Here is a 22,950-nt window from a genome sequence, read left to right as displayed (position 1 = left end):
TGGGAATAATCTGGTATACCCATCTTTCCATTTTAGGGAAAATCACTGGTGTGACGCCACTTAGAACGCCTAGCTTTGATTTGCTCCCTTTCGGTGTCCCTGTTGCTTGCACCAGGAGTACGATTGGAACTCATAGGTAACCTATTACTCAAAGGGTTAGCTTATTCACCGCAGCTAATCCCTTAGACGGATGGTTGTGCAACGACAGGAGCTGGTTGCTCTGCTTTGAGTTGAAATATGCGTTGAATGACCTGTGCCACTGACTTATCAGGGGTTGATGCACCTGAGGTAATGCCGATCACAATTTTGCCAGTGGGCAACCAATCTTTAGAAACGGTTGGGGTTTGATGGAGTGGCTGATGCTCGATCTGGTTGCCAGGCCCTAAGCGCTGGGGACCATCGATGTGATACGACGGAATGTCACGCTCAATGGCAATTTCTTGTAGATGGGTCGTATTCGATGAATTGAAACCACCAATCACCACCATCAGATCCATGTCCATATCGACTAACTCAAACATGGCGTCTTGCCGTTCTTGAGTGGCGTCACAGATGGTGTTAAAGCTGGAAAAATGCTCATTAATAGCTTGAGGGCCATACTTTTTCAGCATGGTGCGTTCTAGCAGTTTGCCAATTTGTTCGGTTTCTCCTTTGAGCATGGTGGTTTGATTGGCAACGCCCACAGCGCCTAAATCTTGGTCAGGATCGAAACCTTGTGAATAGGCATTGGCAAATTTATCCAGAAACTCGGTGCGTTTGCGCAGCCTTTCCTCTGGAGAATTGCCGCTGTTAAGAATGTAGTTAGCAACGTACTGTGCTTCGTCCAGGTTGAGAACCACCAGGTATGTATTTGCGAAGGATTTGGTGGCTACGGTCTCTTCATGCTGGTACTTGCCATGGATTATGGAGGTAAATGCTTGTTTTTTATGCTTCTCTACGGACGTCCAGACCTTAGATACCCAGGGACAAGTGGTATCGACAATGGTGCAGTTAAGCTCGTTGAGGAGCTTCATTTCGTCAACACTGGCTCCAAAGGCGGGCAAAATTACCACATCACCCTGCTCAACGCCTGAAAAATCTTTTGTGCCGTCGATGACCTGGATAAACTGAACGTTCATTTCCTGGAGACGTTCATTGACACCGGGATTATGGATGATCTCGTTAGTAATCCAAATACGCTGGTTTGGAAAATGCTGGCGAGCTTCATAGGCCATGGCAATGGAGCGTTCTACGCCCCAGCAAAAACCAAAATCTTTAGCAAGCTTAATCGTTACATCGCCTTGAGTGTAGGTATAACCCTGGTTGCGGATAGTTTGAATGAGGTCGCTTTGGTATTCGTCATCCATTTGAACCGCAATTTGCTCTTTTTCTCCAAAGCCTTGATTGCGGTAGTAGTTATCGGATTTGTTGAGACTACGGCGAAATGCTCTGGTATCCATTGGTTTTACAAAGATGCAGCGAATGTACCTAGTCTACCGAAAAGGGGAATAGGGAGTGGGGACTAGAGAATAGGGAGTGGGGACTAGAGAGTAGAGATAAATTTCAATGCTTGAGTGGCCAAAGCTTTTAATACCCTTCAAAGTTTATGTTGGGGTCTCAAACTGGGGTCTTTGCCCATTCCCTTTCTCACCTATGGCAATTCCAGTTGACTATAAAGTGCGATCGCAGCACGCCACACCAAATACCCTTCTCGGTTCAGGTGTAGGCCATCGGTCGTTAGATCAGGTCTCAGTTTGCCCTCGCCGTTGGAGAAAATCGGATACAGCTCCAGATAGTAAGCATCGTAATCATCTGCGATGTTTTCTAAGGCCTGATTCATGGCTCGAATCCGTTCGTTGGGTAGTTCGAGTAACAGATGACGGCTTTCCCAGGTGGCGGTTTCTGCGCCATGGGGCAATATGGACTGAACGACCACTTGGGTATCAGGATGATTGGTGGCCAGATAGTCCATGATGTCGCGATAGTTGTTCAGGACATCTTGATCGCTTTGGCCCCAGATCAGATCATTAATACCAATCATCAAAAAGATGGTGTCGACATTGGCAACATCAAGCAGGTGTAGACGTGACAGTAGGGTGTAGGTTTTTTCGCCGGAAATCCCCTGATTCATCCATATCCGACGCCCAGGCAACAATTCTGCTGGAAACCACAAACTCAGCGAGTCACCTAGCAAAATAGTCAGGTGATCTGGGTTTTTATCAGCCATGGTCTCAATTTCTTGCCCCAACAGGCTGACCCACTGTTGGTAACTCAGACGCCGTCGATTCGGTTGAGTCTCTAGTGCTGCTGGTTCAATGGCAGATGTCGGATCAGTGGCATAGGCGGCATTCGCCTGCGGCAGGACTGTTGGGTCACCGCCGCCAGATTTGTCCTGCCAAATGACTAGCAGCGCAATAAATAATACCCCGTTCATCATCAGTGAGAGGGCGGCCCAATAAGGGATTGTCAACGGAGATTTCAGAAACCGATTTGCCACAACAGTATTCGAGCCAACGTATAAGGCGTTGGACAGATTCTAATCGGATCTGCCATGGATGGACAGCCTTTGGGAATAGATTTTTTCTGATAAATTCGTGGGATCGTCGCCAGGGCAGTAGACCTAAGTTTCAGAGATCCGTTGCACTTCGTAAAGGACTAGTAAATGGCCATCAAAGTCACAAACGGCCTGTTCTGTAAATTTGAGGTCGGGAGGGGTGTTAAAGGAACTCGCTTTAATGGGTGTTAAACCCAAGGACTGGATCTGGGGCAAGGCGGCAGCCAAGGAGGGAATGCGAATGACGGTAGCGCCACGGTGAGGCACAGGAGCTGGTGGCAAACAGCTGCCTTTAACCTCCGTGAGTGCCAAGGCGCGGGGCTCTTCCTCTGTGCTCAGGGCTGCGAACCGCAGCTGTGCGGTTGCTGGCAGCTGAAATGCTGAGTATAGATAGGAATCAGCATCCGCCTTGCCTACATAGTCGAGTTGGAAGCCCAAACAGTCACGATATAGTCTGAGGGACTGTTCCAAATCTGCCACTAATAGGCATGGGCGCTTGAGATGCAATCTTGATGGCACAGTCTTCTCCGCATTCACCATGGCCTAAACATTAAATCTAAAGAGCATGACATCCCCTTCTTGCACCACGTAGTCCTTACCTTCACTGCGCAATAGGCCTTTCTCTTTGGCAGCGTTCATAGAGCCGTGTTCTACCAGGTCCTTGTAAGCAATCGTTTCAGCCCGAATAAAGCCCCGTTCGAAATCGCTGTGGATAACACCTGCTGCTTGAGGGGCAGACATGCCTGCGTTGATCGTCCAAGCACGGGACTCTTGGGGGCCAGTGGTGAAATATGTGCGTAACCCGAGCAAATCGTAGGTGGCTCGAATGAGGGATTTGAGTCCCCCTTCTTCCACTCCAAGTGCTTCTAGAAAGTCGATGCGTTCATCTTCTGGCAGCTCTAGGAGCTCTGCTTCGACTTGAGCGGAGATGGTGACTACCTGTGCATTTTCTTTTGCTGCCAGGGTTTTAATTTGCTCAACCCAGTCATTGCCCTCGGCAAGTTCATCTTCTGATACGTTCGCCCCATAGATAATGGGTTTGCGGGTTAAAAAACCTAAGGACTTAATGAGTAGTTCTTCGTCGTCTTCTAGCTCCACAAGGCGTGCTGATTTCCCTTCGGCTAGCACAGGCTGAATTTTTTCAAGCACAGCCAGTTCCGCTTGGGCTTCTGGATCTCTCCGTGCTTGTTTACGAACGCGCTCCATGCGGCGTTCAATTTGCTCTAGGTCAGCCAGGGCCAGTTCCAAGTTAATAATTTCGGCATCGCGCAGCGGGTCAATTGAGCCATCAACGTGAATAATGTCGTCATTTTCAAAACAACGCACTACATGGACAATGGCGTCTACTTCACGGATGTTAGCCAAAAACTGGTTGCCGAGGCCTTCACCTTTACTTGCGCCTTTGACAAGGCCAGCAATGTCTACAAATTCTATGCGTGCTGGAATCGTGTTTTCTGATTTGGAAATTTCGGTCAAGACAGCTAAACGAGCATCGGGCACTGCCACCACGCCAACATTGGGTTCAATGGTGCAGAACGGGAAGTTCGCTGCTTGGGCTTTTGCGTTTTCAACTAGTGCGTTGAAAAGGGTTGATTTACCTACATTGGGGAGCCCGACGATTCCAGCTCTAAGCATGGTCTCTAATTTTTATGAAGAAATTTCCATAGTCCAGCATAGGTCAAAGCGATAACCTTGGGGTTTGGGAAACTGTAATTCACGGGTGCTCTGAGTTAATCACTGTGGTTTTTGGTGTTAGAAACTCAAGATTTTAGCCAGATGTGGTCTATGCTTTGGCTAATGGGTATCTAGCACGTTAAGTCAAGATATTCCTAGTAAGTGTCTTGATGCTTGGCCTTCATTTTGTTTCTCCTGTTGTGAGCATGGAGATAGTTATAAGCCTCTGTTCTAATGATGGGACGGACGCTGTAAAATGCCAAAAATGCTGCGAAACTGGTGTAAATCAATGGTTTTTAGATTTGATCTTCAGGGACGTCAGGGTAGAGTGAAATCATTTTCAGCACTCGTGCTTTCAACATGTTTATTGCTCGGTCTCACCAGCTGTAACCGCGTGGGTGAGCGCACTAAAGATGTCATCAATGCGATTTCGATGCAAAACTTGTCCAATGGTCAGACGCTATTGAAAAACGAAGAGAGTGATGTGCAGCTAACGCTTCCTGCGGGATGGGTTGATGTCCAGACGTTGCGCCCTGATGCTGACTTATATGTTGCCCACGAAGATCGGACGATGTATGTCATGGTCTTGGCCGATCCTAAAAAGTCTGAATTGGATGGGTTTCCCTTGGGTAATCATGCCCTCCAGTATCTAAGTTTTTTTGATAGAGGGTTGAGCCAGAAACAGCCTGATAAAGCGACAAATGTTACCTCGCTGAATGGCCTTAATGCTGTGCAGTATGAAATCCAAGGGAATGTGGACAATCAAGCTGTGACGTACTTACACACAACAGTTGAGGGGGAAAACAGCTATTTTCAGGTGGTTGGTTGGACAACTGCGCAAGCGTACTCTGAAGCCAAGGGTGAATTGCTGACTGTAATTGAAAGTTTTCGAGGTAGTTAGTGGTGTTCTTCCTATAGCTGCTGTGGGAGATAGTGTCCGTTCTGTGGCGTAATGGTAATAGTGTAGGCATTAAAACCAGGATGTTATGGGCAGTTTTGTGATTAGACAGTTGAGAGCAGTTGTCAATCATTCTTTAATAAAGCGTTGGGTGGTGTTTGGTATTGCGATCGCAACTTTCCTCATCCCCACCTTGTGCAATCCTGGTCACGCTTGGGCGAGCCTCACTGACGATAGATATGACGGCAATATTTTTGCCCTCTATGCGGGAAATGGAGCCATTGTGCCCCCCCGTGTCAACTTGGCGCAGTCCCTCAAGCAAGAAAAGCCAACGCTGCTGTTTTTCTATGTCGATGACAGCAGCGACTGCAAAGAATATTCGTTTGTCATTTCACAGCTACAGGCTCCCTATGGCAGGGTCGCTAATTTTGTACCTGTGATGGCTGATGCTGTGCCGTTAAAAGATTCATTTTCGCCTAATGAGTCAGGGTATTACTTCAAAGGTTCAGTTCCTCAAACTCTGGTGCTAGATGGTAGTGGTAAAGTGCGCTTTGACCAGACTGGTGCCGTTACCTATGAAGAGGTCGATGATGTTTTTAGGGAGGTGTTTGATCTGATGCCTCGTGAAGAATCTAAAGAGCTACGCCGCCGTGTTGTCAATGAATTAAACGTGGAGCTTGTGCCAGGGGATTAGGCATTCGTCCCTAACTATGCCCCTAACTATGGGGTTTAGCGGAGAGTGCCCATGACCCACAAGCATAGGGGGCATGTACCTAAATCAGTTCTGGACTTGGTTGTATGTGCATCACTGATCGAGAACACTACGAATCAGGCTGCCTTATGTCGTACCTGCGAAGTGTTAGGGGTGAACCGGCTGATTCTGCCTGCCCCTGATGTTTCCTGGGAGTTTCGTAAAATTTCGGCATCTGCACAGCGTTGGCAACCATTAGAGTATTGTCCACCAGAACAGCTGGACCAATGGTTAGCTCAGCAGAATGGCTATGTCCGTGTTGCTCTGACGGTAGGCGGTTCAGTCCAAACGTTGACAGACTACATGTTTCCGGCAAAAACCTTGTTAATATTGGGCCGTGAATTAACGGGTATTCCAGCTGATATTGCTGCTATGTGTGATGTGACTCTAACCATCCCCCAATATGGACGAGTGGAATCATTAAATGTACAGACGGCGGGTGCGATCGCAATCTACGAATACAATCGTCAATGGCGATCATCCAATTAATCCAAGGGAATGTCAGCCGTTTCTGAGGCCTCCTCAACCACCTGATCTAGATCAATGGCAGTATCTTCGAGTTCAAGATTAGGCTCCTTGGTTGCCTCTACCGGACTATCGGGCTCTAGTGGATTAGGCCGTATGCGTCGGATTGGTAAATTGGCCATCAATGCCGTTACCCGCTGGTCTGACTCTAGAGAGAATTCCAGACCATCAAAATCGATCTCTACATAACGCGAAACGACCTCTAAGATTTCTTTGCGCAGCTTTTCTAAGTTTTGGGGTGAGATGTCAGATCTGTCATGGGCCAAAACAAGCCGAAGGCGCTGTTTAGCCGTGTCACGGCTAACCGGTTCAGGGGTTCCAAAGAGTCTTTCTAGGAATTCACTAATCATGATCGTTTCCGATGAGGCGGATGGCAAAATCAACGGTCGCTGTCCATCAACCGTTTGAATAAAAAACTAGTTAAATAACTGACGTAATTTTTTTAAAAAGCTATCCTTTGGCACACTCAGATCCATGAGTGGGACTTTTTCTCCTTGTAGACGACGAGCAATGTTGGAAACAGCAGTACCTGCTTGAGAAAGATCCTTACTTAGGATGAGGGGTTCCCCATTATTAGTTGAGACTACCACCTGCTCATCATCGGGAATGACCCCTAGCAGTGGCACTGCCAAAATATCTTGCACATCCTTCACCGACATCATTTGCTCAGCTTCCACCATGGACGGCTTTAGTCGATTGATAATCAGTCGCATTGCCTTAACGTCATTGGCTTCTAAAAGACCAATTACCCGGTCAGCATCACGGACGGCAGAGATTTCAGGCGTGGTGACAATAATGGCTTCGCGGGCTGCTGCGATCGCATTGCGAAAACCCATCTCAATTCCAGCGGGGCTATCGATTAATACAAAGTTGTAGGCCTTGGTCAGGGCTCTGACCAGTTTTTTCATCTGCTCTGGGGTAATGGATTCCTTAGAGCGATTCTGAGCAGCAGGTAGCAGGGCTAAATTCGGCTGACGTTTATCTTTGACCAGTGCCTGATCGAGGCGGCATTCACCAGCCAGTACGTCTAGGGCTGTATAAACGATGCGATTTTCTAGGCCCAGCAGTAGATCTAGGTTACGTAACCCAAAGTCAGCATCAATTACTACGACGCGTTTACCTGACTTGGCTAGGGCCATTCCCAGGTTGGCCGTGCAGGTGGTTTTCCCAACGCCTCCCTTACCGGAGGTAATGACAATAATGCGGTTCATAGCCATGAATTAAATGGGCGATTGAGGACGGTGTGCGCGAAGGGTAGGGCTCAAGTAGGGCAATAATCGCACGTTGTGGCAAATTTTATGGGAAATTCTCCAGGGAATTTTTGTGGATCGCCCTATGCAAGTGCTTGAGTCTGTGCTGGAACCCTCTTTTCAAGGGACATTGAGGTGAATCTGGGCAAATTCGGATGCGATCGCAATCCGAATTTCTTCATTGCTAATATAAGCAACTTCTGGCTGATATAAGGCCGGTGGTTTTTCCGGTGCCCGAGCCACCTTATCGGCAATGCGTAGCTGTGTTGGTTGCATGTGCAATGCCATAATTCGGCAATCTGAATTACCATCTGAACCGGCATGGGCTATACCCCGCAGACGACCCCAAACAAAAATATCGCCTGCGGCGATCAAGGATCCCCCCGGATTCACATCACCTAAAACGACAATGGAACCTGGATGTCGAATTTCAGTTCCAGAGCGCACGGTCAACTGTATGTAGAGAGGCGTTTCCAGCGCTTTCCCTGGATCCCGGGAATCAGTCAGATGTTCTAAGGTTTGCTGATCTACGGAATAGCCTGCTGTGGCCGCCGCAACCGCCGTCTGTCGCCGCTGCGTATAAATACGCTTCATCCTTAGCTGAGCCGTTTGCAATAGCTCATCAAGTTCTTGCAGCTGACGATTATCGAGCAGTCGATCACGGGCAATTAGATGCACCGTTGTATTGGGTTGAAAGAAACGATTTTCAGAGTTAAGACGGCGAGAAAGCTGTTGACATAACTCGTCCCACTCCACCGGGGTGAACTTTTTCTCCGCTGCGGGAGACAGCATCAGTAGTAGTCGCCCTTGCTCGCTCTTAAAGGTAACCTGCTGTTTAGAGACGCTTTCTGACTGGTCTACCTCTAGGTCTAAAGACGATACGTCGACCAAGGCGTCACCCTCGTCATTATTTTCCTCTTCAAATACATAGAGTTCTACATTTTGCGTTCTCTTTAACCGTGCAGACAGCGCGGAGCGGCTAGTTTGATCAGCCTCATGATCAGCCGTGACTGACGTTGCAGGGTCTAGCTGCGATGTCTGCTCAGACATATTCGACTGCTCAGATGTATCAGTATTAGTAGGCTCGTCTGGCTGGAGAGGACTATCGAAAACCTCTTGATTGGTTATATTTTTGCCTGCGCCGTTATCCATATTCGAGTTGGCTAAGAGTGCTTCTAGGACGCCTTTAACTACAGATAAAAAATCGACCACTCAGTGGTCACCGAAGAGCATAAACCACTATAGAGCCCAAACCTCTTTCTAATCAGCGCATGTTTGGATTGCCCTCAGGGTTTTCGATATTGATTGTCACATTGCTATTGAATGGGTCATAAGGTTGAACTCGACACATATTATGTTTGATTCGTTCTCATCTATTCCTTTTCAGGTGTATTTAAGAGTGAAGCTTGCCTGGAATGGGGCAAATATAGGGCGTTACTTCTTGGAAAATTAGGATATCTAGATATTTGTTGTTTATTCAGTACATCTTAAGTCGTCTGAATTTTTGGGTGACGACAAGATTATTGGTGGTTTACTACTAATGTTTCTGTAACTGACGGTTACATCCTGTGGCTTTTCGGTGGGCACGGCTTTTATCAAAATGAGGTTTTTAGATATGTTTAAGCCCCGCTCTACCTTGACCCTGGCTGCTACGGTTGCGTTGCTAGCAGTGATTGCCCCTGGTCACCTTGCTTCTCGTGCCAATGTCTTGGCCGCCCCTATAGAGCTGTTTGTGATTTACAATTCACCGCTGACCTGCCATGCCTTGGACTGCCATTCACGCCAAGATTCATACTTTACTTAAGACAACGTCCCTGCTTCCTAAAGACACAGCCATTTTAATGGGAGTGTCTGGAGGGCAGGATTCTTTGTGTTTGGCGAAGCTATTGTTAGACCTACAGCCAAAATGGAATTGGCAGCTGGCAGTCGTGCACTGTGATCATGGCTGGCGATCTGACTCTGCTGATAACGCTGCCCATGTGGCAAAACTTGTTCGGCAGTGGCAACTCCCTTATTTTGTGGCGACAGCCCCAGAACTACCGAAAACAGAAGCTGCTGCCCGCAGTTGGCGCTACGGCATATTTGCAGAGTTGGCTAGCACCCATAGCTATTGCCATGTGGTTACAGGACATACGGCAACTGATCGAGCTGAAACTGTGCTTTATAACCTGTTGCGGGGCAGTGGTGCTGATGGGGTGCAGGCATTGAGCTGGCAGCGGCCTCTCAGTATTACCCACCAGGATGTTTATGTAACTCGACCGTTACTACAGCTGACTCGTCAAGAGACGGGGCTGTTCTGTCGAGAACTGGCGCTACCTGTCTGGCAAGATGCTTCTAACGAGAACCTGCACTATCGTCGCAATCGCATTCGTCAAGAGCTGATGCCTTATTTGCGATCGCACTTTAATCCCAATGTCGAAACCACCCTGGCCCAAACCGCCGAAATTTTTACTGCTGAGGTGACTTATCTAGAAGCGCAATCTCAGCAACTCTACAGCGAGGTGATTAATCGGATGGACCAGAATGGCTGGCGTATGCGTCGATTACTATTGCGAGCTGCCCCTTTAGCACTACAGCGTCGAGTCGTTCGTCGGTTGTTGCAAAGGGTGTTGCCTCAGCAGCCAACCTTTGACCATATTGAAAAACTCGTAGCCTTAGCCGATGCCCCTAACCGCACCCAGACCGATCCGTTTCCAGGTGGGTTAATTGCTCGGGTTGAGCACGACTGGATCACGTTGCAATAGTGCCACCACCGGGTACCCATGAACGGTTGGATCTACCTAGCAAGTGTCGAGCAATCCACCTAAGCTATAGAGAGAAACTTCTTGGCACACTATGCGTTGGTTAATTGCAGTTGTCCTGGGGCTATGTCTCAGCTTCACTCCTCTATCGTTATTACCAGCGTTGGCAGGGCCGGTAGGGGGCTCCCAGGCTGATATTAATGGTTTACGCCATCAGGCTTTTGATTTGACCCGTCAAGGTAAATTTGACCTAGCGGAAGTGGTATGGACGCAACTGGTTGAAGCATTACCTGATGAACCTGCTGTGTGGAGCAACCGTGGCAATGTGCGAGTCAGTCAAAACAAACTTCAGGATGCAATTCACGATTACGACCAGGCCATTGCCTTAGACCCATTGCAACCGGATCCGTATCTCAACCGAGGCGCGGCCTATGAAGCTGTGGGGAATTGGCAAGCAGCCATTGATGACTATAATCGGCTCCTCAAGCTCTCCCCTGACGATCCAGCGGCTTACAACAATCGTGGTAATGCTAAAGGCGCTCAGGGGGATTGGAAAGCTGCGCTTAAAGACTACGAAAAGTCGATTACGATTCAACCGAGTTTTTCGTTAGGGTATGCCAACTACGGAATTGCACTGTTTGAAGTAGGTGAACGGGCCAAGTCAGTGCAAGTACTCAAAAGCCTTGCGCGTAAATATCCCAACTATGCAGATGTGCGTGCTGCCTTGACAGCTGCATTGTGGGAAACGGGGAACTGGGGAGAAGCTGAGAGTCAGTGGGCCGCTGCAAGAGGCCTTGATCGTCGCTATGCCGATTTAAAGTGGGTCAAAAAAGTACGACGTTGGCCCCCCTCCTTAGTGGCTGGTCTCGACCATTTTTTAAAACTCTAACGATCTGTAATCGTTAGAGTGTGACACTTTTTTTGAAACAGGTTGCGTTGCCAAGCATGGGCATGCAGCAACATTCGGGCAAAAAATATTTTGGATGCAGTGTGTCCGGCTAAATTTACGATTCTTAATAACTGTAATTAACTTCTTTTTTTGTCTGTTGTATCAATGGTTTTTAGTGTGTAGGTTTAGCAATCTGTAGCGGCTATCACGATTGATTTCAGTCTTTCTACGATAGAAGTTCTTTGAATAGGGCTTGATACTTATAGATGAGTTGTGTTGTAAAGTGCAGCTAGCAAGGGTAGCTGTTGAGTCAGAAAGAGCAGTCCGAAAACTGGCGATTTCCTTCTGTAGCTAGCTTTTAGCAGTTGGTTTGTGTGTTGTATTTTGACAATTTCATCATTATCCTGATGTATCTACGCCTGTAGACTATGCGCTTTTGCATGTTCTCGAAAAACCTACGCATGTGCGGTTGAGAAATGCATTTGGGGGCTGGATGGCTATGTTACCTGGTGTTTTAACCCAATGACGACATTGCACGTCTTCTGGATGAAGTGCTCACCAAAGCGAGTGGCACATTAAGCCTAGTAAGCATTGACGGGTGTTGTCACTGATTGCACTTCCTTTATTCCTGGGCATCCTATGTACCACAGGTCTTTCAGTAAAAAATCATCTCAGCTACAGACACTGCTACCTGTGAAGTCTTCAGTGTGTGATGAGCCGGGATGGTGTTCATTTTGGCATACAGTTTCTGCCTCTATTGGGCAATTTCATCAATCCCTCGAACCTTCCTCAAGGATGGCTTGCTTCTCTGATCCTGAAGATGCTGTAGATCATGCTCAGCAGCTTCAACGGCAGATACAACAACAGATTGACTTACGGGAAACCATTCGGCGGATCCGACAAGTTTTATCAATCAATGATATCTATAAAACTGTTGTACAGTCGCTGATGGACTTTTTTCAGGCAGACAGCATATTTCTTCTTGAAAATGCTCCAGGCTGTTGGCAGTCTGTAGAGTCATCACTCTGTTCAACGAGTAATGCCCATCAAACGAATGCTTTGAATGATTATCTCGGGTTAGAGAGTGTGATTGCAAAGCTAGAGCAGCCGTTTCCCATCATGGTTAATGACCAATCTGTTCTCCAGTTGCCAGTACATCAGCAGTGGCTTAGTCAATTCCCTGGGTCTTGGCTATTAGGGCCAATACACTTGCCTCATAAGCGGCAGACACAAACACTGGATAAACCTTGGGGCATAGTTGCGATTGGTCGCAAAGATCAGGCGAATATTTGGACGAAGGATGAGTTAGAACACGCAAAAGTCCTAGTGGATGAGATTGCGATCGCACTGCATCACAGCCTTTCGTACGAACAGCTAAGGCGAGAAAACCAAGATTTACAATCCCTGGCATTAACCGATAGCCTTACAGGGCTGGCTAATCGGCGACGATTTGATCGCTATTTTGATGCCGAATGGCAGCGGCTAGCACGGGATCAAAAGCCGCTCACCCTGATTTTGTGTGATATTGACTATTTCAAGCGGTACAACGATTACTATGGCCACCCGACGGGAGATATTTGCTTAGCTAAAGTTAGTGATATTCTGACTCGTTGTATCCGTCGCCCTGCAGATTTGGTGGCTCGTTATGGGGGGGAAGAATTTGCCGTGATTTTGCCCAACACTGACACGGGTGGTGGCCATAGCGTTGCCCTTGCCATAAAGGGTCTGCTTGCTAAAGCAGCGATTCCCCACGCAACGTCTGGCATTGCTGAGGACGTGACGTTAACTATGGGAATTGCCACCGTTATCCCTGGACGTCACCTCGCGTCCCAAGACCTGCTCCAAGCTGCTGATTTAGCGCTCTATCATGCTAAGCAACAGGGTCGCGATCGCATCTACGTCCATGCCCATTACTGCATGCATGAAGATGATTATCCTATCAGCAATAATAAATTAGAGCCCATTACCCATGATTTAAGCTCACCAGATAGATAGCTGCGGTATGTGCGTTATTGATAATTGATAATGCGTGCAAAATTCTGAGGGTCTAGACTTGCTCCACCCACTAAGGCACCATCAATGTCAGGTTGGGCCATAATTTCATCCACATTTCCTGGTTTGACCGAGCCACCATACTGGATGGGCACGTCTTTATTTGCCAGTTGGGAGCGAATGAGCCAGCACACACGGTTAGCCTCCTCTGAGGCACAGGTATCTCCAGTTCCAATGGCCCAAATTGGCTCATAGGCAATAATCAATTTGCTTTGATCAACCCCCATCAACCCCTTTTCGATTTGGTTAACCACGTGGGTTTCTGTGTCACCTGCGTCGCGTTGCTGTTTGGTTTCACCAACACAGAGAATGGGGGTAAGTCCAGCAGCTTGAGCCGCTTTCAACCGTAAATTAACCGTTTCATCGGTGTCCCCAAAATACTCACGGCGCTCACTATGACCAACAACGACATAGCGCACACCGATTTCCGTCAGCATTTCCCCAGAAATTTCTCCGGTATAGGCACCAGAAGATTCCCAGTGGATATTCTGAGCCCCTATCATCACCCGTGAACCATGGAGTGTTTTCGAAAGTGTGGTCAGGGCCGTGAAAGGAGCACATAGAATAACTTCTCGCTCCTCAGGGGTGGCCTCTAGCTGAGGCAAAAAACCATTCAAAAACGCCAGACTATCTGCCTGGGTTTTATGCATCTTCCAATTACCAGCGATAACAATTCTTCGCACGGGTGTTTAATTTTGCTCTCAATATTGCATCCAGCATCCTACCGAGAAACCTGAACCCAGTGCAAATCAGGTCAATAGATTGCAAAAAAGATAGGGGACATCATCGATAAAAACATATGAGGCCTGGCAGATGCTTGCCAGGCCTCACGTGCATCAACTATTAGTCCATACGATGTTAGTCCATACGAAAGGGGGTTATTCCGGTGCTAAGCCAGCTGTTTCACGCGCTTTTGCCGCTTCATCTGGATGGATATTAAGACGTGTGAGATTGACACGGCCACGGCCATCAATTTCCCGAATTTTGATTAGCACTTCCTCACCGACGGTTACCTCATCTTCGACCTTATTGACGCGGTAGTCTGCCAATTGGGAGATGTGGATCATGCCCTCCTTGCCAGGTCGATATTCGACGAACGCGCCGATGGGAATGATGCGAGTGACCTTACCCACATATACATCGCCAGCCGAAGGCTTGAAGGTGATGCCTTCGATAATGGCCTGAGCCCGCTCTGCAGCTGCTCCATCCACTGAGGACACGGTAATGGTGCCATCATCTGCAATATCAACCTTGGCTCCGGTTTCATCGGTAATGCTCTTGATTTGCTTACCGCCAGGGCCAATGACCATGCCGATCATTTCGGGGTTAATCTTGAAGCTTAGAAGTCTAGGCGCATAGGGTGATAGCTCAGTGCGTGGGGCATTGATCGCCTCCAGCATCTTGGAGAGGATATGTAATCTAGCAGGCTTAGCCTGGTTGATTGCATCTGCAATGGTCTCTACGGATAGACCCGTAATCTTCATATCCATCTGCAATGCTGTAATGCCACTGTCAGTACCGGCAACCTTAAAGTCCATATCGCCGAGAAAATCTTCGATACCCTGAATATCGGTCAAAATGCGGACTTCATCGCCTTCTTTAATTAGACCCATTGCAGCACCGCTTACCGGCTTTGATAGCGGCACCCCAGCATCCATTAAGGATAGGGTGGAACCACATACCGAGCCCATGGAGGTTGAGCCGTTGGAGGACAAAACCTCAGACACAACCCGAATCACATAGGGGAAGTCGCCCATGGATGGTAGGACAGGCAGCAATGCGCGTTCGGCTAGTGCTCCGTGACCAACTTCTCGACGTCCTGGTGAACGCATGGGGCGAGTTTCACCAACGGAGTAAGGAGGGAAGTTGTAATGGTGCAGATAGCGTTTCTCTTCATCGGGATGCAGGTCATCCGTCATCTGGGCATCCCCTGGAGTGCCCAGAGTAACTACAGACATGACCTGGGTAAGGCCCCGTTTGAATAGTCCTGTACCGTGAACCCGACTGGGTAACACCTTTGTGCGGCAGCTAATGGGTCTCACTTCATCGAGTTTACGACCATCGACCCTAACCCTCTCTTCAAGGATTTGAGCGCGCATCAACTTTTTGGTTAAGCCTTTATAGGCATTGCCAAACGCTTTGCCATCTTCTGTGACAGCTACTTTAATGGGATCCTCGTCATCCAGTTCATCCAGCTGTTCGCTGATGTGAGCTTTTAGTGCATCCAGTTTTTCATCCCTTTCTGGCTTGGCAAGCTCAAATTCTTTCAGGATATCTTTGATGCCATCGGTTGCTTTCTCTGACAGAAAGTTTGTCAGAGTTGAATCTGTTTCTGGGCTAGGCAGAGTCACTTGCTCAACACCTAACTCCGCCAAGATGTCTTTCTGAGCCTGGATGATGTCACGAACAACCTCATAACCGAAGTCAATCGCTTCAATAACATCTTGCTCAGGCAGCTGGTTGGCTCCAGCTTCAACCATGATCACACCGTCAGGTGAACCGGCAACGACCAAGTCCAAGTCGCCGTTTTCAATTTCCTTATAGGTAGGATTGATAATGAAATCATCACCAATTAGACCTACCCGTACCGCTGCCATAGGGCCATGGAACGGAATTTGGGCTAGTAGAGTTGCGATAGATGCGCCTGTGGCTGCCAGAACATCAGGTGGAACATCATGATCCATCGAGACAGTGGTGGCAACGATTTGAATGTCATTCCGTAGCCATGATGGGAATAGGGGCCGCATGGGCCGGTCGATAAGACGACTGGTCAGAGTTGCTCTTTCTGGTGGACGTCCTTCTCGACGTAAAAAGCCACCTGGGATCCGCCCTGCTGCGTAGAGGCGTTCTTCGTAGTCAACTAGCAAGGGTAAAAAATCGATGCCATCCCTTGGGCTAGCGGACTGGGTTGCGGTTACCAATACAGCAGTTTCTCCAGACTCAATCAGTACTGAACCGCCTGCTTGGGGGGCAAAAAGACCCACCTTAAGTCGAATATCCCGTCCATCAAAAGATATTGACTTGTCAATTTCTTGCATTTACAACTACGTCCTTCTTACTTCTTTCACATTTGTTCTCTGGCAATCCTAGCACTGATGTAGAACAGTTGTTTCCTCTTCAAAATTAAAGATATGGCTGCTGCCAGCACATACTTTTAAATAAGATTGAATTCGTTTGAATACTTGTTCCCTAAGAGGCCTCACCTTTATGGGAGACCCTTCTCTAAAAAATATTTCAAGCTATATGCCCAGTTGAAAATATGTGGTGAATAAGGACAAAGTTAAGGCCAAACTAATCAGAAATAGTTTGTTTTGCTCAAGTATTTTTCAAAAACGAACTCTAAACCTTTGGCACGGTTTTTGAAGTGATCATAAATTTTGTCTCGGAAGTTGAGAGGCTGCCTCATGCGTTTTTTCTAATCTTGTTTAGCATCACTGGGTGAAGCCTAGATTTGTTTCAGCTTTTGGTGTTGCCGAGGGCAGGATACTTTATAGTAAGCGCGATTAATGGAATTTATTGCATTATGACTGTATTGGTGACAGGGGTAGCTGGTTTTATTGGCTATTTTCTAGCGTAGCTGCTGTTAGCTGAGGGCGAAACTGTTTATGGCATTGATAACCTCTTACCACAGAGGATAATGTGGACCATCCGGTATCGCTTTATGCTGCAACTAAGAAGGCAAATGAGTTGATGGCTCATTCCTACAGTCATTTGTATAATCTGCCGACGACAGGGCTGCGCTTTTTTACGGTCTATGGTCCATGGGGACGGCCAGATATGGCTTATTTTAAGTTTGTAGATGCGATCGCAAACGACCGTCCCATTCAAGTTTACAACCACGGCAAAATGCAACGGGACTTCACCTACATTGATGATGTTGTCGAAGGTGTAGTACGGGTGCTACGGCACTTGCCTCAACCGATCACAGATGATGCCTTTAATACGGCTGCTCCCTACAAGCTCTACAACATCGGTAATCATAGCCCAGTAGAGCTAATGCGCTTTATCGAGATTATTGAGCAAGCGTTAGGAAAAACGGCTGTCAAGGAAATGATGTCCATGCAACCAGGCGATGTGCCAGTAACCTATGCGGATGTTGTTGATTTGACCGCGGATGTAGGGTTTGCTCCAAGCACTCCTTTAGAGGAGGGCATTGCGAAAATTGTTGCCTGGTACCAAGACTATTATGGACGTTAGCCCTAGCTAGGCCGACGGCGAATGGTGCGATAACCCAGCACGCTAGCAATCACCACTATTAATAGATAGGGACTATAGGCCACTAACCATAACCCTAGCTGCATAAGCCCTACCGTCAGGTCGCCGACTGACTGGGTGGCATCTCGCCATGTGGTACTAATCGTTTCGCCGAGGGGACGCCCAATGGGTTGTGGTGCAACAGCTGCTGCCAATGACAAATCAACTGTGGAGTAACGTACCTGGGTCTGTAAATTTTGCACACGGGCATCAATTTGCTCAATTTGCTCCCGTACACGACTTAGTTCGCGAGACACCTCTAACACATGGGAGATTTCACCGGAACGTTCCATGATTTTGAGCAAAGATTCCTCTGATTTTCGGAGATTACGTAGCCGAGCCTGAGCATCAATAATTTGTGTGGACACATCTTCAGCACTTAAGCCCTGCTGTTGAATAGTGCCAAGGTTACTCAATGCTTCTAAGAGAGGATCTAAATTCGCTTGGGGCACTCGAATACGTAAGTAGGCCGTGCGTTGACTTGCCTCTATTTGATTGTCTTGGAGGTCTAGAATATCGCCCTGGTGAGTGCGAATAATTTGTGAGGCGCTCTTTAAGCCATCATCGACCGAATCGACGATTAAGTTAAGCTGGGCGCGTTTAATCAGCTGAGGTTGGCCAGAGGTTACAGCGGCATCATTGGGGGGCTCGACAGGTCTGCTTGCATCGGCTTCCATTGCTTCTTGAGCTGTCAAGATGTTGGCTGATTCAGCAACTGCTGCTGTTTCGGCTGGAGCCTGGGCTTTGGAGCGAAACTCATCACCACTGATACTCATTTCAGTGGCCGCCCCACAGCTCACTAAGCTAGCGACTGCCACAAGGATTGCTAGGCCTGCTCTCATTGACTTTGCCATGGCTTTTCTTACGTCTCATACGAGTTGCTTGTCATCAGTATGAAAGGGAATTCTGGCTAAATTCGCCAGGTTACCAATTTTGCAACAACGCCACACCGCATATCTCTTTGGCTGTGAGCCTCACCTCAAATTTTCAGTACTGAAAATTTATGACTGCAAAAACCGTACTCCAGAGTACTTCGAAGATGGAACGATTGTAGCTAGTGCTGTAACTAGAAAAATAAAAGTCTGAACGTAAATTTGCCATACTAAAACTACTGATACATCAGCTGTTGTCCCAGCATGAGGCCAGGTCCCTATGACCGTCACCACCTACAAATGGACCATAGACCGCTACCACCAGGCCATCCAAGCTGGCGTATTCGACGACCAGCCCGTCGAACTACTACGCGGAGAAATCATCGTCATGCCACCGGAGGGTGAACCCCACGCTTATTACAACCGTGAAGCAGGCGATTACCTGCGCAGCCTGCTCGGCAGCCGGGCTAAAGTCAGCGAAGCCCATCCCATCACCCTCAGCGACGACTCAGAACCCATCCCCGATCTGGCCATCATCAAACCCCTGGGCACTGTCTATCTAAAGCATCACCCCTACCCCAGCGATATCCACTGGCTGATCGAATTTTCCAACGCTACCCTCACCAAGGACCTGACCACCAAAAAAAACACCTATGCTGTATCCGGGATTCAAGAATATTGGGTCGTCAATTTAACGGATAAACAGCTCCATGTCTTCAAAAATCTACAGAATGGGCAATATACCTCGGAAGATGTCCTGAAAACTGGCATCGTATCGCCTATGGCCTTTCAGAATATAAAAATCCAGGTGTCTCGTCTGATGACTCCATAGCTAACGATCCAACCAAAAATTAGGCCATACTCTGAAGTCAGGAGCAAGTTGAAATACAAAACCTATATTTGGAAGGGATTACAGGCTAATTAGTTTATTTTGACTAACTGCGTTTCGCCACTCACCCATCAAGCAAATCAGCCTTAATGCATACGTATTTATAAAGTCGCAAAGCCTGTATGAGCGGTGAAAGTAGTGTCAGTCCAAAAATTCTATCGTGGATTCATCAGTTGCCGATTTTGCAACCATCCGCTAGCATCCCAGTTTCTCTGAGTATTCATACAATAAGCCTCGGTTTCTCACAGAAACCGAGGCTCTAATGCGGATGAAAGGACTTGAACCTTCACGTCACGAAGACACTAGAACCTAAACCTAGCGCGTCTACCAATTCCGCCACATCCGCTTGCGAACTCCATACTATCAGAGAATTTGAACAAGTTAGTAGCTAGTTTTCTGGAATAGATATTTTCCCTCCATCAAATCATGACTCCTCAAAATAATCACACTAGTTTAGTGCGTGTCGGATTATCAAAAGAATTCGAACAAGTGATAGTCGGTTCTCTGGAATGGACAATGTTGTCCTAGCCGGACCATTATAGGGATGTGTACATGTGGTTAAGCCGCAGCACAATAGTGGCTTAGACTACTAAGTGACTACTATATATATGATTAATTGTGTAGACGACTGTTGTCGTTACACGCGCAGTGGGAGAAACCTAGCGGATGGGAAAGGTCGTCGGTATTGACCTCGGTACTACCAACTCAGTTGTCTCAGTCATCGAAGGTGGCAAACCGGTGGTCATCGCCAATACGGAGGGGATGCGTACGACCCCTTCGGTGGTTGCATTTAGCAAAGAGGGTGAGCGTTTGGTGGGGCAAATGGCCCGGCGTCAAACGGTACTCAATCCTCAGAACACCTTCTACAACGTTAAGCGCTATTTGGGGCGTAAGTATACAGAGTTAACCTCTGAGTCAAAACGTGTTCCCTACACCGTGCGTAAAGATGATGCTGGCAATGTTAAAATTCGCTGCCCGCGTCTAGATAAGGATTTTGCCCCTGAAGAAATATCATCCATGGTGCTGCGTAAGCTAGCTGAAGAGGCTAGCCGTTACATGGGGCAGCCGGTGACTGGCGCAGTTATTACGGTGCCTGCTTACTTTAATGATGCGCAACGTCAGGCTACCCGCGATGCAGGCCGCATTGCAGGTCTAGAGGTAAAACGGATCATCAATGAGCCCACAGCAGCAGCATTAGCCTACGGACTGGATCAGCAATTTAATCAGACTATTCTGGTCTTTGATCTGGGGGGTGGCACGTTTGATGTGTCCATCTTGGATGTTCGTAATAACGTCTTTGAGGTGAGAGCTACCAGCGGCGATACTCAGCTCGGTGGTGTCAACTTTGACAAGAAAATTGTTGACTGGTTAGCAGACGAGTTTTTAGAAACTGAAGGTGTTGACCTACGACGAGATCGCCAGGCATTGCAGCGTCTGACTGAAGCCGCTGAGAAGGCCAAAATTGAGCTATCGGGGCTGCCCACAGTTGAAATCAATTTGCCTTTCATTACGGCTACTGCTGATGGGCCAAAGCACATTGAGAAAAAGCTGTCGCGATCGCACTTCGAATCCCTGTGTGCTGATTTAGTGGGTCGCCTCCGTGCTCCTCTACAACAGGCGATGAATGATGCGCATCTGTCTCCCTCACAAATCGATGAAGTGGTTCTTGTGGGCGGTTCTAGCCGTATGCCCATGGTTCAGCAGCTAGTGCGCTCTATTTTGAGTAAAGAACCTAACCAAAATGTAAACCCTGACGAAGCCGTTGCCGTTGGTGCGGCTATTCAGGCCGGTATCCTCACCGAAGAAGTGAAGGACATCATGTTGCTGGATGTCACGCCGCTGTCTCTAGGGTTAGAGACTATTGGTGGTGTGATGAAAAAGGTGATTCCGCGTAACACTACGATCCCTGTCCGACGCTCCGATATTTTCTCCACGTCTGAAAATAATCAGACCGTTGTGGAAGTGCATGTGATCCAGGGTGAGCGGGAAATGGGGATAGATAATAAATCTCTGGGGCGGTTCAAGCTTATGGGAATCCCCCCAGCACCAAGGGGAATTCCACAGATTCAGGTGTCTTTTGATATTGATGCCAACGGTATTTTGCAGGTATCGGCCATGGATAAAACCACGGGCCGTGAGCAAAGTATTACCGTGCAAGAAGCGTCCAATCTTTCTGACGATGATGTGCAGCGCATGCTGCGGGAAGCGGAGGAATTTGCTGACGTTGACCGGGGCCAGCGAGAACGTATTGAGAAGCGCAATCGAGCTGAGACGCTAACGTTCCAAGCGGAGCGAGCGATGCGCAGTGTTTCCATTGATTTTGGATTACAGTTTGCTCGCGATCGCAAACGCCGCATTGATAACCTGATTCAAGACCTGCGTGATGCCCTCAAACGAGAGGATGAGCGCATGATAGACATGATTCAATCTGAGTTACAGGATGAACTGTACGAGTTGAATCGCGAGGCCTATCTGTACGATGCCGATAATGACGACGGCAATATCTTTAACCAGATTGGCGACACCATTAAAAAAGCCTTTGAGGATGACGACGATTACTATCGTCGTGACTATGACTGGAATGGTCAAGGCCAGTGGGATACCCCCAGCTGGACTGCTGGTCGTCGTGATAATCGCAGTGGTTGGGACGATTGGGATGATAGCTGGAATCAGCCAGCATCACGTCCAGGTAGCGCACGTCAATCCTATGATGCTGCCCCTCCTCGTAGTTACGATAATCGCAGTGGTTACGACAATCGGGATTACGATAACCAGGGGCGTCGGGCAGACAGTTACGATCAAGCATCCTACGGGCAAGGGGCTTATGATCAAGGAGCTTATGGTCAAGAATCCTATGGTCAAGATGCTTATGGGCCTGATGCGTATCGTCAAGAGCGCTTTAATCAAGACAGGTCTAACCAGGGGCGTTATGATCAGCGTCGTTATGACCAAAATACCCAGGGTGGCTATGGGGGCAATTCCTATGAGTCTCAGCCGCAAGATCGCTATGAGCAGCGTTCTTCTCAAGATCGATATGTTCAAGGCGGCTATGGCCAAGAGACCTATGGCCAAGAGGCTTATGGCCAAGGATATGACCAAGGAAGTCATGGTCAACGTAACCAAGACCGGTATGAGCGTAGTCCCGACCGTAATCGCGAGGAGAATTTTGATCGCAGCAATGCCTACAGAGATGTAAGGGATAACTACGACCAACAGGGCTATAACCAAGATCGCTACGGTCAGCGTGACGTGGGTGATGGTCAAGATGCTGGAGCCGCTCGCCGCTCGGCTTATGGCCAAGATAATAATGCAGAGCAAGATCGCTATAGACCAAGCTCCACGGATAGAAATTCGGTGAGACCGCAGACTGGTTCTGGTCGCTATGCGCCCTCTAATGCTGGATATCCATCTCAGCCAGCCGATGGCTATGCCAATGGAGGTAAATCTACAGCTAGCAGCTGGAATTCTAATGCGTCTTTGGATGAAGATCCTTGGGCTGATAAGGCTGGTGAACCAGCCAGTAAGCCCGCCAAAGGTTACTCTGATAATTCTGGTCGGCCCAGCAACAGCTCACAAAGCTATAACGAGGATGAATGGGGCGACCAGGACGAACTCTGGTAAG

18 protein-coding genes, 1 tRNA gene and 2 pseudogenes are annotated in these 22,950 nt (G+C 48.1%); 10 read left to right on the top strand and 11 right to left on the bottom strand.

Annotated features, from left to right (window positions below):
- Window positions 1–182 precede the first annotated feature (182 nt).
- From QGP82_RS27210 to ychF, 4 genes are all read right to left on the bottom strand, one after another.
- A complete protein-coding gene (locus QGP82_RS27210; RefSeq protein WP_163701850.1) occupies window positions 183–1,439 on the bottom strand; it encodes a 4-hydroxy-3-methylbut-2-enyl diphosphate reductase in 1,257 nt (418 codons plus the stop codon).
- 191 nt (window positions 1,440–1,630) lie between these two features.
- The gene (locus QGP82_RS27205; RefSeq protein WP_499061588.1) at window positions 1,631–2,476 is read right to left on the bottom strand and encodes a GDSL-type esterase/lipase family protein; all 846 of its coding nucleotides are present in this window, start codon (window positions 2,474–2,476) and stop codon (window positions 1,631–1,633) included.
- A 123-nt stretch (window positions 2,477–2,599) separates the two neighbouring features.
- Window positions 2,600–3,073 carry a VOC family protein gene (locus QGP82_RS27200; RefSeq protein ID WP_163665827.1) on the bottom strand — a complete coding sequence of 158 codons (474 nt, stop codon included), beginning with the start codon at window positions 3,071–3,073 and terminating at the stop codon, window positions 2,600–2,602.
- 3 nt (window positions 3,074–3,076) lie between these two features.
- Window positions 3,077–4,168 carry a redox-regulated ATPase YchF gene (ychF, locus tag QGP82_RS27195; RefSeq protein ID WP_163701853.1) on the bottom strand — a complete coding sequence of 364 codons (1,092 nt, stop codon included), beginning with the start codon at window positions 4,166–4,168 and terminating at the stop codon, window positions 3,077–3,079.
- 328 nt (window positions 4,169–4,496) lie between these two features.
- Here ychF and QGP82_RS27190 point away from each other — a divergent pair, with 328 nt between their 5' ends.
- The 3 genes from QGP82_RS27190 (at window position 4,497) to QGP82_RS27180 (ending at window position 6,345) form a co-directional block, all read left to right on the top strand.
- Window positions 4,497–5,108, top strand: a complete 612-nt coding sequence (locus tag QGP82_RS27190) for a hypothetical protein (RefSeq protein ID WP_163665823.1) — start codon at window positions 4,497–4,499, stop codon at window positions 5,106–5,108.
- 85 nt (window positions 5,109–5,193) lie between these two features.
- Window positions 5,194–5,799 (top strand): thylakoid membrane photosystem I accumulation factor, encoded by a 606-nt coding sequence (locus tag QGP82_RS27185; RefSeq protein WP_163665821.1) that lies wholly within the window; start codon window positions 5,194–5,196, stop codon window positions 5,797–5,799.
- Between the two features lie 51 nt (window positions 5,800–5,850).
- Window positions 5,851–6,345, top strand: a complete 495-nt coding sequence (locus QGP82_RS27180) for a TrmH family RNA methyltransferase (RefSeq protein ID WP_499061587.1) — start codon at window positions 5,851–5,853, stop codon at window positions 6,343–6,345.
- Window positions 6,346–6,458: 113 nt separating this feature from the next.
- Here the strand turns inward: QGP82_RS27180 and minE are convergent.
- The 3 genes and pseudogenes from minE to minC all read right to left on the bottom strand — a co-directional run.
- Window positions 6,459–6,731, bottom strand: a pseudogene (minE, locus tag QGP82_RS27175) (cell division topological specificity factor MinE); the annotation flags it as partial.
- Window positions 6,732–6,797: 66 nt separating this feature from the next.
- A complete protein-coding gene (minD, locus tag QGP82_RS27170) occupies window positions 6,798–7,592 on the bottom strand; it encodes a septum site-determining protein MinD (RefSeq protein ID WP_036018754.1) in 795 nt (264 codons plus the stop codon).
- A gap of 159 nt (window positions 7,593–7,751) precedes the next feature.
- Window positions 7,752–8,843 (bottom strand): septum site-determining protein MinC, encoded by a 1,092-nt coding sequence (minC, locus tag QGP82_RS27165; RefSeq protein ID WP_348918023.1) that lies wholly within the window; start codon window positions 8,841–8,843, stop codon window positions 7,752–7,754.
- A 403-nt stretch (window positions 8,844–9,246) separates the two neighbouring features.
- Between minC and QGP82_RS27160 the strand changes: the two genes are divergently transcribed.
- The 4 genes from QGP82_RS27160 (at window position 9,247) to QGP82_RS27145 (ending at window position 13,256) form a co-directional block, all read left to right on the top strand.
- Window positions 9,247–9,435: a hypothetical protein gene (locus QGP82_RS27160; RefSeq protein ID WP_163665815.1), complete on the top strand. Its 189-nt coding sequence runs from the start codon at window positions 9,247–9,249 to the stop codon at window positions 9,433–9,435.
- Window positions 9,392–10,375, top strand: a complete 984-nt coding sequence (tilS, locus tag QGP82_RS27155) for a tRNA lysidine(34) synthetase TilS (protein WP_163701860.1) — start codon at window positions 9,392–9,394, stop codon at window positions 10,373–10,375. The genes QGP82_RS27160 and tilS overlap by 44 nt, the downstream gene beginning before the upstream one ends.
- 91 nt (window positions 10,376–10,466) lie before the next feature.
- Complete coding sequence (locus tag QGP82_RS27150) at window positions 10,467–11,261, top strand: tetratricopeptide repeat protein (protein ID WP_499061586.1); 795 nt, start codon at window positions 10,467–10,469, stop codon at window positions 11,259–11,261.
- Window positions 11,262–12,056: 795 nt separating this feature from the next.
- A complete protein-coding gene (locus tag QGP82_RS27145; RefSeq protein ID WP_499061585.1) occupies window positions 12,057–13,256 on the top strand; it encodes a sensor domain-containing diguanylate cyclase in 1,200 nt (399 codons plus the stop codon).
- 14 nt (window positions 13,257–13,270) lie between these two features.
- Here QGP82_RS27145 and tpiA read toward each other — a convergent pair whose 3' ends face one another.
- Window positions 13,271–13,996 carry a triose-phosphate isomerase gene (gene tpiA, locus QGP82_RS27140; RefSeq protein WP_163665801.1) on the bottom strand — a complete coding sequence of 242 codons (726 nt, stop codon included), beginning with the start codon at window positions 13,994–13,996 and terminating at the stop codon, window positions 13,271–13,273.
- A gap of 195 nt (window positions 13,997–14,191) precedes the next feature.
- Window positions 14,192–16,351 (bottom strand): polyribonucleotide nucleotidyltransferase, encoded by a 2,160-nt coding sequence (locus QGP82_RS27135; RefSeq protein WP_490794581.1) that lies wholly within the window; start codon window positions 16,349–16,351, stop codon window positions 14,192–14,194.
- Window positions 16,352–16,931: 580 nt separating this feature from the next.
- Here QGP82_RS27135 and QGP82_RS27130 point away from each other — a divergent pair.
- Window positions 16,932–17,510: pseudogene (locus tag QGP82_RS27130) on the top strand (NAD-dependent epimerase/dehydratase family protein); the annotation flags it as partial.
- Window positions 17,511–17,512: 2 nt separating this feature from the next.
- On the opposite strand, the gene QGP82_RS27125 reads toward QGP82_RS27130, so the two are convergent.
- A complete protein-coding gene (locus QGP82_RS27125) occupies window positions 17,513–18,421 on the bottom strand; it encodes a DUF4349 domain-containing protein (protein WP_499061584.1) in 909 nt (302 codons plus the stop codon).
- A gap of 298 nt (window positions 18,422–18,719) precedes the next feature.
- Between QGP82_RS27125 and QGP82_RS27120 the strand changes: the two genes are divergently transcribed.
- Window positions 18,720–19,271 carry a Uma2 family endonuclease gene (locus tag QGP82_RS27120; protein WP_163701870.1) on the top strand — a complete coding sequence of 184 codons (552 nt, stop codon included), beginning with the start codon at window positions 18,720–18,722 and terminating at the stop codon, window positions 19,269–19,271.
- A gap of 320 nt (window positions 19,272–19,591) precedes the next feature.
- Here QGP82_RS27120 and QGP82_RS27115 read toward each other — a convergent pair.
- Window positions 19,592–19,674, bottom strand: a tRNA-Leu gene (locus QGP82_RS27115).
- Window positions 19,675–19,994: 320 nt separating this feature from the next.
- Between QGP82_RS27115 and dnaK the strand changes: the two genes are divergently transcribed.
- Window positions 19,995–22,949, top strand: coding sequence for a molecular chaperone DnaK (gene dnaK, locus QGP82_RS27110; RefSeq protein ID WP_499061583.1), 2,955 nt, complete (start codon window positions 19,995–19,997; stop codon window positions 22,947–22,949).
- Window position 22,950 lies beyond the last annotated feature (1 nt).

This window comes from Leptothoe sp. LEGE 181152, assembly GCF_032906605.1.
GTDB classification, from domain to species: domain Bacteria; phylum Cyanobacteriota; class Cyanobacteriia; order Phormidesmidales; family Phormidesmidaceae; genus Leptothoe; species Leptothoe turfae.
The sequence above is the reverse complement of the archived record's forward strand: the minus strand, read 5'-3'. Positions and strand labels throughout refer to the sequence as shown.

Coding starts and splice junctions, on each gene's coding strand:
- QGP82_RS27210 (WP_163701850.1), bottom strand. CDS start 1,439: ATGGATACCAGAGCATTTCGCCGTAGTCTCAACAAATCCGATAACTAC.
- QGP82_RS27200 (WP_163665827.1), bottom strand. CDS start 3,073: ATGGTGAATGCGGAGAAGACTGTGCCATCAAGATTGCATCTCAAGCGC.
- ychF (WP_163701853.1), bottom strand. CDS start 4,168: ATGCTTAGAGCTGGAATCGTCGGGCTCCCCAATGTAGGTAAATCAACC.
- QGP82_RS27190 (WP_163665823.1), top strand. CDS start 4,497: ATGGTTTTTAGATTTGATCTTCAGGGACGTCAGGGTAGAGTGAAATCA.
- QGP82_RS27185 (WP_163665821.1), top strand. CDS start 5,194: ATGGGCAGTTTTGTGATTAGACAGTTGAGAGCAGTTGTCAATCATTCT.
- QGP82_RS27180 (WP_499061587.1), top strand. CDS start 5,851: ATGACCCACAAGCATAGGGGGCATGTACCTAAATCAGTTCTGGACTTG.
- minD (WP_036018754.1), bottom strand. CDS start 7,592: ATGAACCGCATTATTGTCATTACCTCCGGTAAGGGAGGCGTTGGGAAA.
- QGP82_RS27160 (WP_163665815.1), top strand. CDS start 9,247: ATGTTTAAGCCCCGCTCTACCTTGACCCTGGCTGCTACGGTTGCGTTG.
- tilS (WP_163701860.1), top strand. CDS start 9,392: ATGCCTTGGACTGCCATTCACGCCAAGATTCATACTTTACTTAAGACA.
- QGP82_RS27150 (WP_499061586.1), top strand. CDS start 10,467: ATGCGTTGGTTAATTGCAGTTGTCCTGGGGCTATGTCTCAGCTTCACT.
- QGP82_RS27145 (WP_499061585.1), top strand. CDS start 12,057: ATGGCTTGCTTCTCTGATCCTGAAGATGCTGTAGATCATGCTCAGCAG.
- QGP82_RS27135 (WP_490794581.1), bottom strand. CDS start 16,351: ATGCAAGAAATTGACAAGTCAATATCTTTTGATGGACGGGATATTCGA.
- QGP82_RS27125 (WP_499061584.1), bottom strand. CDS start 18,421: ATGGCAAAGTCAATGAGAGCAGGCCTAGCAATCCTTGTGGCAGTCGCT.
- QGP82_RS27120 (WP_163701870.1), top strand. CDS start 18,720: ATGACCGTCACCACCTACAAATGGACCATAGACCGCTACCACCAGGCC.
- dnaK (WP_499061583.1), top strand. CDS start 19,995: ATGGGAAAGGTCGTCGGTATTGACCTCGGTACTACCAACTCAGTTGTC.